14 protein-coding genes are annotated in these 12,845 nt (G+C 39.7%); 13 read left to right on the plus strand and 1 reads right to left on the minus strand.

Annotated elements, in window-relative coordinates; genetic code table 11:
• Window positions 1-38: 38 nt before the first annotated feature.
• The 4 genes from EL241_RS00115 to EL241_RS00130 all read left to right on the plus strand — a co-directional run bounded on the left by EL241_RS00115 (window position 39) and on the right by EL241_RS00130 (window position 3,318).
• Window positions 39-1,097, plus strand: a complete 1,059-nt coding sequence (locus EL241_RS00115; protein ID WP_376701022.1) for a bifunctional transcriptional activator/DNA repair enzyme AdaA — start codon at window positions 39-41, stop codon at window positions 1,095-1,097.
• Window positions 1,098-1,120: 23 nt separating this feature from the next.
• Window positions 1,121-1,984: an LD-carboxypeptidase gene (locus tag EL241_RS00120; protein ID WP_036105248.1), complete on the plus strand. Its 864-nt coding sequence runs from the start codon at window positions 1,121-1,123 to the stop codon at window positions 1,982-1,984.
• Between the two features lie 218 nt (window positions 1,985-2,202).
• On the plus strand, window positions 2,203-2,538 hold the full coding sequence (locus EL241_RS00125) for a DUF4064 domain-containing protein (RefSeq protein ID WP_003756748.1): 336 nt from the start codon (window positions 2,203-2,205) through the stop codon (window positions 2,536-2,538).
• Window positions 2,539-2,655: 117 nt separating this feature from the next.
• The gene (locus tag EL241_RS00130) at window positions 2,656-3,318 is read left to right on the plus strand and encodes a DedA family protein (RefSeq protein WP_036105503.1); all 663 of its coding nucleotides are present in this window, start codon (window positions 2,656-2,658) and stop codon (window positions 3,316-3,318) included.
• Between the two features lie 18 nt (window positions 3,319-3,336).
• Here the strand turns inward: EL241_RS00130 and EL241_RS00135 are convergent, their stop codons facing one another.
• Complete coding sequence (locus EL241_RS00135) at window positions 3,337-4,830, minus strand: glycosyltransferase (protein WP_126320238.1); 1,494 nt, start codon at window positions 4,828-4,830, stop codon at window positions 3,337-3,339.
• 183 nt (window positions 4,831-5,013) lie between these two features.
• Between EL241_RS00135 and arcA the strand changes: the two genes are divergently transcribed.
• From arcA to EL241_RS00180, 9 genes are all read left to right on the plus strand, one after another.
• The gene (gene arcA, locus EL241_RS00140) at window positions 5,014-6,237 is read left to right on the plus strand and encodes an arginine deiminase (RefSeq protein WP_036105241.1); all 1,224 of its coding nucleotides are present in this window, start codon (window positions 5,014-5,016) and stop codon (window positions 6,235-6,237) included.
• Window positions 6,238-6,478: 241 nt separating this feature from the next.
• Entirely contained in the window at window positions 6,479-6,772 is a 294-nt protein-coding gene (rpsF, locus tag EL241_RS00145) for a 30S ribosomal protein S6 (RefSeq protein ID WP_003756739.1), read from the plus strand.
• A gap of 56 nt (window positions 6,773-6,828) precedes the next feature.
• Complete coding sequence (gene ssb, locus EL241_RS00150; RefSeq protein ID WP_036105238.1) at window positions 6,829-7,320, plus strand: single-stranded DNA-binding protein; 492 nt, start codon at window positions 6,829-6,831, stop codon at window positions 7,318-7,320.
• A 26-nt stretch (window positions 7,321-7,346) separates the two neighbouring features.
• Window positions 7,347-7,586, plus strand: coding sequence for a 30S ribosomal protein S18 (gene rpsR, locus EL241_RS00155; RefSeq protein WP_003756734.1), 240 nt, complete (start codon window positions 7,347-7,349; stop codon window positions 7,584-7,586).
• 223 nt (window positions 7,587-7,809) lie between these two features.
• Window positions 7,810-8,424 carry an accessory gene regulator ArgB-like protein gene (locus EL241_RS00160; RefSeq protein ID WP_003756732.1) on the plus strand — a complete coding sequence of 205 codons (615 nt, stop codon included), beginning with the start codon at window positions 7,810-7,812 and terminating at the stop codon, window positions 8,422-8,424.
• Window positions 8,408-8,566: a cyclic lactone autoinducer peptide gene (locus tag EL241_RS00165; RefSeq protein WP_036105235.1), complete on the plus strand. Its 159-nt coding sequence runs from the start codon at window positions 8,408-8,410 to the stop codon at window positions 8,564-8,566. Before EL241_RS00160 ends, EL241_RS00165 begins: the two co-directional genes overlap by 17 nt.
• A gap of 75 nt (window positions 8,567-8,641) precedes the next feature.
• The gene (locus EL241_RS00170) at window positions 8,642-9,937 is read left to right on the plus strand and encodes a sensor histidine kinase (RefSeq protein ID WP_036105232.1); all 1,296 of its coding nucleotides are present in this window, start codon (window positions 8,642-8,644) and stop codon (window positions 9,935-9,937) included.
• 16 nt (window positions 9,938-9,953) lie between these two features.
• Complete coding sequence (locus tag EL241_RS00175) at window positions 9,954-10,688, plus strand: LytR/AlgR family response regulator transcription factor (protein WP_036105229.1); 735 nt, start codon at window positions 9,954-9,956, stop codon at window positions 10,686-10,688.
• 183 nt (window positions 10,689-10,871) lie between these two features.
• A complete protein-coding gene (locus EL241_RS00180; RefSeq protein WP_036105497.1) occupies window positions 10,872-12,845 on the plus strand; it encodes a DHH family phosphoesterase in 1,974 nt (657 codons plus the stop codon).

Consider the following 12,845-nt stretch of genomic DNA (forward strand, 5'->3'; position numbering starts at 1 on the left):
TCTTTGTTATATTCTATGTAATAAGAGGAAAAGGAGTAATGACAATGATAAGTGATCCGGTAAAAATCGATCGTTATTATGAAAAACTGATAGAACGCAATAGCGAATACGAAGGGACTTTTTTTGTCGGTGTGAAAACCACAGGCATTTTTTGCCGGCCTACCTGTCCCGCGCGCAAGCCTAAGAAAGAAAACTGCGAGTTTTTTGAAACGGCGCAAGAAGCAGCGTTAGCCTCTTATCGACCTTGTAAAAAATGTCAGCCACTATCCAAGCAAAACGGATTATCGGCAGAAGTCAAAGTCTTGATAGATGCCATTGAAGCAAACCCGGAAAAACGCTGGATGGACAGAGATTTCGATGCGCTATCGATCAGTGCTAATACAGCTAGAAGACAGTTCAAAAAACATTTTGGAATGACATTCATTGAATACGCCCGCTCTAGAAGGTTGGGCTTGGGTTTAAAATATATCCGAAAGGGGGAGAAAGTCATCGACGCTCAATATGAAAGTGGTTATGAATCAAGCAACGGATTCCGCGATGCGTTTACAAAAACGATGGGGACGATACCAACTAATTCAAAAGAGGTGACTTTGCTAAACTCAGCTTGGCTGGAAACCAAGCTCGGACCAATGCTAGCAATCTCAGATGAAGACTCCTTAGTGTTATTAGAATTTGTAGATCGAAGAGGTTTGGAGAATGAAATAAAACGGTTGAGAAGTCGTTTGAATGCAGCGATCATCCCGTCAAAAACACCAATCATTGAAGCAATCGAAAAGGAACTAGAACTTTATTTTGATGGTGAACTGCAGGATTTCAAAACACCGCTTCGCTTTATTGGTTCAGAATTCCAACAAACCGTTTGGAAAGCATTGCAGGAAATCCCGATTGGAACAAGTATTTCGTACAAAAAACTCGCGGAAAATATTGGCCGTCCAACTGCGAGCAGAGCTGTAGCGAGAGCAAATGGAACGAATCAGCTTGCAATCATTATTCCGTGTCACCGTGTGATCAATACAAATGGGGAATTAGGTGGTTATGCCGGAGGTCTCGATCGAAAAGAATGGCTATTAAATCATGAAAGAAAAAGTTTCACGTGAAACTTTGAAAGAGGTATGAAGCTATGCTGAAAGCAGGAGATAAAATTGGGCTAGTTGCTTGCTCGAATAGCAAGACGGAAAAAGACCGCGGGAAATTAGAAGCACTTACAACTTTTCTGAGAGCGAGTTACCAAATAGAAGCTGTATTAGCACCAACGATCTTTGTAAAGTCAGGAAATGTTCCAGCTATCGAACGAGCGAAAGCGCTGATGACATTTTATGAGGACCCGGAGATAAAAGCCATATTTGACATTTCCGGCGGTGATCTCGCCAATCAAACACTGCCGTTGCTTAACTATGAAAAAATTGCTCAACGCGCAATCCCTTTTATTGGTTATAGTGATTTGACAGTTATCTTAAATGCGATCACGAAAAAGGCACGAGTTAGCGGTGTGCTATTTCAAATTCTGCAGATCATGGAAGATCCAACAAAAGCAGCTTTGCACTCCTTTGAAACGTTATTTTTTGCCCAAGAAAGTATCATACTTCACGGATACTGGCGGTCGAGAGAACAATTAAAAGTAAAAGCAACATTGATCGGCGGAAATATCCGCTGTTTTCTAAAATTGGCAGGCACTCCATTTTTTCCTGAGGTCGAGGGCAAAGTCCTTTTGTTAGAATCTGCAAGCGGCGGGATAGAGCGGGTCAGTGCTTATTTCTCACAATTGGAACAAATGCAGGTTTTTGACCAGATAGCCGGTTTGATTGTTGGGGATTTTTCAGAGCTACGTGAACAAAATGAAACAGTTAAACTAGCAAGGCTTCTCGAAGAAATCGCCTCCGCTTACCACCTTCCTATTTTCCATACACCGGACATTGGTCATCAACCTGCTTCGACAGCTGTTCCGTTAGGCAAAGAAATTAGGCTGGATCTTATGGAAAATTAACAATAAATTAATAAAAACATCAGTAGAAATTCATAATTGATTGGTAAAATAAATTTGTAAGTTAGGACAACTATTAAGCGAATAGTGTTCCTTACCTTTTATACTCCCTTTTTAAAACCGATATTCGTATCGGTTTTTTTTTGAGAATAAAATAGTTATTAATAATCATTTTTATGTTAAAATAATAACATAGTAAAGCTGTCAAAGGAGGGAATAAAATGAAAGTAGAAGGATTATTAGGTTTTTTAGGGGCAGCGTTAGGTATTGGTTTCTCGCTGATGGTTCTCACGATTCCAGGTATTTCCCAAGCATTGGAAGAAGAATCATTCGTTTTTTATATGCTGAACATAGCAACTCTGCTATTATCTGCGGTTGGGCTTATTGGAGCCTTTGTTGTACCGCATCGCGCTAGACTAGGTGGCGCATTGATGGTTGCTTCGGCGATAGGTTGTACGATGTCGGTGTCGATTTTATTCTTGCTTCCGATCGTTCTATTAGCGGTAGGCGGCTTGATCGCATTGATCAGTCATGAAGAATCAACTGTAAACGAATAAATCGAAAAGCAAAGTTCTTTAAGCGGAACTTTGCTTTTTTACTGCTAAAGTATGAAGGTAATCTTGGGATGGATATGTTAAACTATAAACAAAACATGGAATGGAAGTGGATGCTTGGTGCAGATAATCGTAAATTTGATTGATTTTATTTTACATATTGATAAACATCTAGTCGAGATAATAAATATATTTGATATATGGACATATATCATTTTGTTTTTAATTATATTTGTAGAAACTGGTGTGGTTATTTTCCCGTTCCTACCCGGAGATTCGTTGTTGTTTGCCGCGGGAGCCTTGTCTGTATTGGATGGATCAGCGTTACATATCGTGCCGGTAATCATTGTTTTGTGGCTCGCTGCAATCTTGGGAGACACGGTCAACTATGCTATTGGTAAACGAGTGGGAACGGCGATCCCTAAGAATAGCTGGATATCCAAGTGGATCAACCAAGAAAAAATGGATAAGGCAGAGCAATTTTTCAATAAATATGGCGGAAAAACAATTTTTATTGCGAGATTTATGCCTTTTATCCGTACGTTTGCACCATTTGTGGCAGGTGCCAGCAGAATGAACTATCGTTACTTTTTGACGTATAATGTTTTAGGCGCAACCGCGTGGGTGCTGATCTGTACGCTGGCAGGCTACTTTTTCGGGCAAGTACCGATCATCAAAGATAACTTTTCATTGGTAGCGATCGGGATTATTATCGTTTCGGTATTGCCAATCATTATTTCCTTTATTCGGAGTAAAGTTATGAAAAAAAAGACGGACAAGTAATCAACTTGTCCGTTCTTTTTATGCTGTTGCAAACAAATCCTTCCATAACCGCAGTAATCTCTCAGGCGGAAATTGCTCGCTCAGTGCTTGCTGCGCTCTTTTACCCATTTTCCGCATTTCTTTTTTATGATCAAGTGCATACAATATCTTATTCGCCAATGCTTCTACATTTCCGCTCTCAATAAGAAAGCCTGTTTCCCCGTCGCTGATAATATCAGACGGACCATAGTTGATATCAAAAGAGATCACTGGCACGCCGTAACTGATCGACTCGGCGATACTTAAGCCGAATGCCTCATATTCAGAGGTGGAGAGAGAAGCGATCTTATTCTTTAAGACTTCTTTGATATCGTTGGCATAGCCCATCATGAAGACATTGTTAGATAAATTTTTCTCAGAGATCAACGTGCGGAGTTCTGCTTCGTAGTCGCCTTTTCCATAAATGATCAAACGAGCCGCCGGATTTTTTTCACAGACGATCGCAAAAGCTTTGATGGCATTTTGGATCCCTTTCATCTTTACAATTCGCGAAAAAATAACGATATCATTCGTTTTGCGGTGAGAGATCCGTTTCTTATCAACGACTAGGAAATTGGGAATAACATAGACATTTTTAAGATGAAATTCATCTACAATATGCTGTTTCTGTTTTTCGGTCATTACAATAATCCCGTCCAAGGCATCCGCGTGTTTGAAGATATACAACAATGCGGCTTTGATTTTAGCGCCCGGACAGTAAGGCTGTCGAAAGTGGTTCGTATGGATGTAAGCATATTTTTTGATTTTCGTATGGTTCGTTTGAAGGATCTTGGGAAATACTTTCGGACCATCACATAGCAAAACATTACTTGATTTGTCCTCGATCAGCTGCTCAAGAAAATGAATACAGAGATCATCGAATGTCGAAAATTCTTTATGGACGCCGAGCAGCATATGAGTGGTCGGTTTTTCTTCTTCATCAAATATCCGTTCTAAATAAGGTTCTTCCTCGCTGTTAAAGATCGTTTCGGACTTTTTTGAGCCATCTGTGCGAAAAGAACGGACACATTTGATTTTTCCTTGGCGATAAATGGCGCGTTCTTTTCGTTCTCCTTCTTGGAAAGTATCCATGTAATTTACGTTATTATCTGCATTATATTTGACGATATGCCAAATGTTGTTATCTGAAGGTGAGATATATTTAAATGTGCCTTCTTTTTTTTGTGTTTTTTTAAATGTTTCTAGGGCGGCTAATCTATTGGCGAGTTTGTAGGATGAATCAGTCGAATTTAAATATTTTAACGACTCATCATCAAAAAACGTGAATAAATTAAGCATTTGGGTACGGGAATCCATCTTATTCGCAGCTTTGATATTTTTAATGATCGTTGCGTAGTTGGGATTGTAATCTAACGTCACGATGTCGGCGCGGATTCCTTCATTATAGAAATGCGTGCTCCGATAATACATGGCGTTGGCGATGCCGGCTCTATTCTCTTTGATCGAACCAATAAGCATGTAGACTTGTGTCATAATAGTAACTCCTTTCTTATTCGTGTTCGCCCCTTCAGTTTTTCACACCCAAAGACGACTTGTCAATCGATATCCTAAAAGTGTCCTTTAATGTTATATTGCTTTTACTTGGAGAGTTCAAACGTTTGTTTGTCTATAATTTATGAGAGAATAGGGTATAACTTGTTTATGGAGGGGGATTTTATGAACACTAATTTACAAGTAACTTCAGAAGTAGGGCGCTTAAAGCGAGTGATTTTAAAACGTCCAAGTAGAGAATTAGAAAATTTAACGCCAAAGTATTTACAAGGTTTATTATTTGATGACATCCCATTTTTAGACATTATGCAAAAGGAACACGATGCCTTTACAGATCTACTGCGCTCAAAAGAGGTCGAGGTATTATATCTGGAACAGCTACTGGCTGATGCACTTCAAGAAAAAGCAGTCCGAGAAACATTTCTGGACACATTTTTGATTGAATCAGAACAAGTGGGACCAGAAGCTGCTGAATTGAAAGCTTATTTGAATGGACAAGATCCGCAAACAATGATTGAAAAAATAACTGCCGGTGTCCGAAGGGAAGAGGTGCCCGGCCGCAAAAAGCAATTATCCGATATGCTTACAGACCCATATCCATTTTTGCTAAATCCAATGCCGAACCTTTATTTTACTCGCGATTTTGCGGCAGTCGTCGGCAAAGGTATCACCATCAATAAAATGCATCAGCCGGCGAGACGTAGAGAGTCGGTTTTTATGGAATATATCATGCGTTACCATCCAGAATTTCAAAAAGAACAGATTCCGATCTGGCTGAATCGCAATAATTCGTTTTCGATCGAAGGTGGGGATGAATTAGTTTTATCGGAAAAAGTACTGGCGATCGGGATCTCCGAACGTACCGATGCACGTGCGATCGAGAACTTGGCTAGTCGTCTATTACGAGGCCATTCTGGATTTGAAAAGATTTTAGCGGTAGAAATACCAACAACGAGAGCATTTATGCATCTGGATACTGTTTTTACGATGGTAAGCGTCAACCAGTTTGTGATTCACCCAGGACTGATAAAAAACAAGCAATTACATATCTATGAAATCGAGCTGACAAAAGACGGAGAAGATTTGCAGATCGAACGTCATGACGATTTCAAATCCGTATTGAAGCGGGTTTTGGAACAGCCAGAAATCGATTTTATTTATTGCGGGAATGGGGAAGAGATCGATGCTGCCAGAGAGCAGTGGAATGACGGTGCTAATACACTTGCGATCGCTCCTGGCGAAGTGGTCACCTATGACCGCAATGTCCTCTCTAACAAGGCGCTGAGAGCACATGGCATTGTAGTCAATGAGATACCGAGTTCCGAACTGTCACGTGGCCGTGGGGGTCCAAGATGTATGACCCTTCCGATCCTGCGAGATCCAGTCTGAAAAACACGAAAGCAACCTTAAAAAACGATTTTCGTACTTTTGATAGAAATGGCTAAAAAGGTGTGTTATAGTGTTTCTACAACGAAATGACGACCAAGATAGGCTTGCTGGAAGGCAGCTATTATGGTATAATCATTTATTGTGAGTAATTATAAATTATTCCTTGCTCGTTCTCGTCAAGAGGATATAAGTAGTATGCTTATATCAGAGCCGTTTAAGACCATAAGGAGGTGTAGAGTAGATGGCTAAAAAGTACGAAGTTATGTACATTATCCGACCAAACATTGAAGAAGATGAAAAGAAAGCGTTAGTAGAACGTTTTGATGGCATTTTGGGACATGATGGCGCGGAGATCATCGAATCAAAAGAATGGGGTAAACGTCGTTTAGCGTACGAAATCAATGATTTCAACGACGGTTTTTATCACATCGTGAAATTGAACGCTGAAAATGCAAATTCTATCAACGAATTTGACCGTTTAGCTAAAATTTCCGGCGACATCATTCGTCATATCGTAATCAAAGAAGAAGCGTAAGCAATTTTCAAGGAATAGAGTCCTTGATTTATAAAATGAGAGGAGGTTGGTTCTGCATGATGAATCGTGTAGTGCTTGTAGGACGTTTAACGAAAGACCCAGAATTACGCTATACCCCAAGTGGTGTGGCTGTTGCAACATTCACATTGGCGGTAAATCGAACATTTACTAATCAACAAGGGGAACGTGAAGCGGATTTTATTAATTGTGTGGTTTGGAGAAAACCAGCTGAAAACGTAGCTAATTACCTTAAAAAAGGTAGCTTAGCAGGTGTGGACGGCCGTGTTCAAACTCGTAATTATGAGGGTCAAGATGGAAAACGTGTTTATGTAACGGAAATCGTTGCAGAAAGCGTTCAATTCTTAGAACCAAGAAATAATTCGGGTCAACATCAAGACAATAATAATAATAGCTATAACCAGGCGCCTGCAAACAATGGTTTTAATCAGAATCAGCAGCAATCTCAAAGTTATCAAACGACTAATAATGATCCTTTTGCAAATGATGGTAAACCGATCGACATTTCAGATGACGATCTACCGTTCTAAAAGGTAAATGATAGGAGGAGAAAAGAATGGCTGGAGGACGCAGAGGCGGACGTCGTCGTAAAAAGGTATGTTACTTTACTGCTAATGGTATTACACATATCGATTACAAAGACGTTGAATTGCTTAAAAAATTCGTTTCCGAACGTGGTAAAATCTTACCTCGTCGTGTAACTGGTACAAGCGCAAAATACCAACGTAAACTTACTGTTGCTATTAAACGTTCTCGTCAAATGGCATTATTACCATTTGTCGCAGAAGAAAAATAATCAAATACCGACACCTTTGTTACTATTGTAGTAATAAAGGTGTTTTTTTATGAACTGCAAATGATGTTTTTAGGACTTTGTACCCAATTTCCGGATTTTCTGTATACAGAAAATGCTCGTAATGTAATTTTTTACGCTGTTTAAGACAAAAATAGAGGCTTTTAGGATAAATATATTCCTTTTCTCAAAATACATTGTAAACTATAAAGTGGAGGTGAAATAATTGAGCAATTATTCTCCAAACGTTCCTTTATCAGCTAGACTGGCAGAGAAAATAATAACAAAAGAACGCTGGGCAGATGATGAAGAAGGATATTTGAAAGTTAAATACGGTTTAGAAATTATTCTAATTAACGCAATGAAATTCATTGCTGTTTATGGAGTAGCGTTATTGCTGGGGATAGTATGGCAAACGATTACAGTACATCTAGCTTACTTGATGATCAGAAGATATTCTTTTGGCCTTCATGCTACTAAAAGCTGGGTCTGTACGGTAGTGAGTGTCAGCATGTTCGATTTGATTCCTTATTTTGCAAAAGGGCTGCTTTTGAATAATTGGATAGTTTTAGGTGTATTTATTTTTGTTTTGCTCAATGTCTTTTTTTTCGCTCCAGCAGATACAGAGAGTCTTCCCTTGATCGGGAAAGACAATCGTAAAAAATTAAAAAGAAAAGCAATGGTGTGTACGCTGCTATTAACGGGAATAGCGCTACTCGTTCCAATTGCTGAGATGAAAGTTCTAATCATGTTAGGGGCCTTGTATCAGGTCGTAAGTATCAATCCGCTAGTTTATAAAATTTTAAATAGGAGGTATCATAATTATGAAAGCTATGAATAAAGTTGGAAAAATGTTGGCGAAAAACATCGAGAGACAATCTATCAAAGTAGCAGATTCATCTTCTTCAAAGGCATGTTCTATGTTTGCGTATGAACCGAAAAGTCCTATGGTTTTAAAAGCACAAAAGAAAGCGGAAAAATAAAGTATTTTTTTACGAACAAACGTGCTAAAATAGACTAAAATGAACTAGCTTACATAGATCATATGGAGGAAGATTATGTTAGGTATTTTAGTTGGAACGATCCAAATTTTGGCAATGTTTTTTGGAGTTCAAATTCTAGCAAATAGTAAATATAACAAATTAGAGGGAGCAGGCACCTTAGTTTTGGCTTTATGTGCGCTCCCTCTATTTGGGCTTATTAAGTACTGGGCGACATTTTTATTAGCGCTGATCCTTGCTATTTCGCTTTTTATCAAGAATAGACGAGTTATTTACTCAATATCGATTGCACTTTTAACAGTCATTTTATTGGTCGTGAGTGATTCTATAACAAATTTAGTATTGATCGAAATGAGCGGATTGGACTTTCAAAAAGCTTCTTCTAGTCTTTTCTCACGTCTAATCTATTCGCTAGTTATGTTCTTGATCGTTATCGGGCTTGCCTTGTTGATAAGGAAGTTGCTAAATCATTTCCGCTTGGAGCGGTTTATTGAATATAGAAAATATGGCTACATCCTCTTTACTATCATAGTAATTACGGTTATAGCTTTTTACGTCAATATTTATGCCGGTTCGATGGCAGGTTTCAGTACGCGGGTTTTACAAAGCAATACATTATTATTTACTGGCTATGTATTGGTCTTAGCCGTTATCGTAACCATCATCTTGCGTGTTGCGACACGGGAAATCCAGATGCAGAATCAAAAACAACAGATGGAGCAATTGCAAGAATATGTAGAAACGTTAGAAGTATTACACAAAGATATGCGTGTTTTTAGACATGATTACATCAATATCTTATCTTCTTTAGTTGGTTATATCGATAATGATGATATGGCCGGATTGAAACGTTATTTTGAAAATAATATTGTTCCTTTAAATAAAGCGATCGAATCGAACAACTATAAAATCTCTCTGCTCCAAAACATTCATGTAGTCGAGCTGAAAGGATTAGTGGCGGTTAAATTGATTCGGGCGCAAGAATTGAAAGTAGATGCGATCATTGAAGTAGTGGAGCCGATCGAAAAGATCAATATGGATATGATCGATCTATGTAAGACGGTGGGTATTTTATTGGATAATGCTGTGGAAGCGGCATTGTTATGTGAAAAGCCATTTATTCGTGTGGCAGTCGTGAAGCAGGAAGAATCGACGGTCATTGCTTTTGCTAATAGTTTACCGGCGGAGATCCCGCCAATCTATAAAATGTTTGAAGAAGGCTTTTCTACAAAAGGCACCAATCGAGGTTTAGGCTTGTCCACTTTACGGGAAGTGATACAGGGCTACTCGAATGTAACGCTAGATACGCGGATAACAGAAAGAGAATTTATTCAAGAATTAGAAATTATTTAAAGAAAAGAGGATGGATATGTTATCGGTTTTTATTTGCGAAGATAGTTCGATGCAGCGAAAGAGAGTGACAGGGTATATCAATCAGTATATCAAGTCGCAGCGGCTAGACATGCAAGTGAAACTTTCTACGGGAAACCCTTTTGAAGTGATTGATGAATTGAAGGCGGCAGAGACAAATGAGATGGGCCTTTATTTTCTAGATATTGATCTGCAGCAGCCGGAAATGAATGGATTTCAATTGGCACAAAAGATTCGCGAGCATGATCCACGTGGGTTTATCATTTTTATTACCACGCATGCGGAACTTAGTTACATGACTTTCACTTATAAAGTGGAGGCGCTCGATTATATTATCAAAGACGACTTCAATGAAATGGAGAAACGGGTGTATGACTGCTTGGCGAAAGCGGAAGAACGTGTCAATGTGAAGCCAGAAGCGGGCGCGGTCTTCACGCTGCAGATCTCTGATAAGAAAGTGATTCGCGAGCGATTTGATGATATTTTGTTCTTTGAGACTTCTCCAACTGCGCATAAAGTCATTTTACATGGCAAAAACAGACAGATCGAGTTTTATGGGAAATTGAAGAATATTGAAAAAATGCTGGACGACACATTTTACCGATGTCACCGTTCTTTCATTGTAAATAAAAAAAATATTCATGAGATGGACAAGTCGAATGGGGTTCTCAAGATGATCAACGGCGAAAATTGTTATGTCTCGACAAAGCAGATAAAGAGTCTTTCCTTTTAAAGTGGCGCCTAGCCGCTTTTTATTTTGCATTTACTTGCAGAATCTGGGGATTATGTTAAAATCCGTATATCAAAGCATTTTTCGGAAAGTTTTCTATCGTTTCCACGCTATGGTATTATTATATAGATGGAAAGAGCTATCGGTAGTTTGAGGATTGCTTTATTTGGGGAGCTGAACAAGAAAATGAAAAGTTACTTTGAAAAAAGAATGTGGATGTATCCGATTTACGGTTTAGCCGCGGGTATGATCGCATTAGCTATAATAACTGCCTTTTTTGCTTGGTGGCTAGCTTTAATTACTGTCGTAGTGGGGATATTGCTGGGAATAATGATTTTTTATTTCGAGTGGCGGCTGGATAAAGATATACACATGTATGTTACCAATCTCTCGTATCGAATCAAGCGGAGTGAGGAAGCGGCACTTATTGATATGCCGATGGGGATCCTGCTCTATGATGATTCGCTCAAGATCGAATGGGTCAATCCGTTTATGGAGAAATATTTTGACAGAATGGAATTGATCGGGGAGCCTATCGAAGAGGTGGGGCCCGAATTTGTAGAGGCGATCCAGCAGACAGAAGAACAAGGGATCGTATCGATCACGTGGAAAGAATACCGTTTTGATATTATTGTGAAGCATAAAGAAAAGGTATTGTACTTATATGACCGCACGGCTTATTATGAAATCAAGAAAAAATATGAAGATGAAAAATCGGTTTATGCGATCATCTTCTTGGATAATTATGATGAGTGGGCACAAGGTATGGATGATCGAAGACGTAGCGCGTTAAATAATTTGGTGACCTCGATGCTGACGAATTGGGCGCGAGAACACCGGATCTATTTGAAGCGTATTTCAACGGATCGGTTTATGGCTTTCTTAAATGAAGGTATGTTGAAGAAGTTGGAAGAAGAAAAGTTCCGGATCTTGGATCGGATCAGAGAGCGCACTTTTAAACAAAATATTCCGTTAACACTTAGTATTGGAATAGGGTATAATGAAGAAGACTTGATTGAGCTTGCAGAACTTGCTCAGTCCAGCTTAGATCTAGCTTTAGGACGAGGTGGGGATCAGGTCGTCATCAAACAATCTGGGGGGGAAGTACGCTTTTACGGTGGGAAAACGAACCCAATGGAGAAACGTACCCGTGTCAGAGCGCGAGTGATCTCGCAAGCATTGCAAGAATTGATTACGCAAAGCGATCAGGTTTTCGTAATGGGTCATCAATATCCTGATATGGATGTCATCGGTTCTAGTCTAGGCGTCATGCGGATCGCAGAAATGAACGAACGCAAAGGTTATGTGATCGTGGAGCCCGATAAATTAAGTCCTGATGTGGAACGGCTGATGAGCGAGATCGAGAAATATCCGAATGTGATCCAAAACATCGTCTCCCCGCAAACAGCGAAAGATGCGATGACGGATAAAAGTCTGCTTGTCGTTGTCGATACACATAAACCTTCGATGGTGATCAGTCCAGAATTATTAGAGGCTGCCAACCATGTTGTCGTTGTGGACCACCACAGACGCTCAGAGGAGTTTGTAGAAAGCCCGGTGCTCGTTTATATCGAGCCATATGCTTCGTCGACTGCAGAGCTCATTACGGAGCTATTTGAATACCAGCCGGATCTAGAACAAGTAGGAAAGATCGAGGCAACGGCTTTATTATCCGGTATCGTTGTCGACACAAAAAATTTCACCTTGCGAACAGGTTCAAGAACCTTCGATGCAGCAAGTTATTTACGCTCATTAGGTGCTGATACTGTGTTAGTGCAGCAATTTCTAAAAGAGGACATCGCCACCTTCACGCAGCGAAGCAGATTAGTAGAGTCGCTAGAGATCTATCATGATGGCATGGCGATCGCTAAAGGCGAGGAAGAAGAAGTTTATGGAACTGTCATCGCTGCACAGGCTGCAGATACGATGCTATCCATGGAAGGCGTTGAGGCATCCTTTGTCATCACCTTGCGAGCAGATGGCCGAATAGGCATCAGTGCAAGATCGCTCGGAGATATCAATGTCCAAATAATTATGGAAAAACTAGGCGGCGGCGGACATTTGTCCAATGCAGCTACCCAGATCAGTGATATCACGATCGCAGAAGCAGAAGAACAATTGAAAGAAGCCATAGATGCTTACTGGAAAGGGGAAAGATAA

Source organism: Listeria grayi (assembly GCF_900638015.1).
GTDB classification, from domain to species: domain Bacteria; phylum Bacillota; class Bacilli; order Lactobacillales; family Listeriaceae; genus Listeria; species Listeria grayi.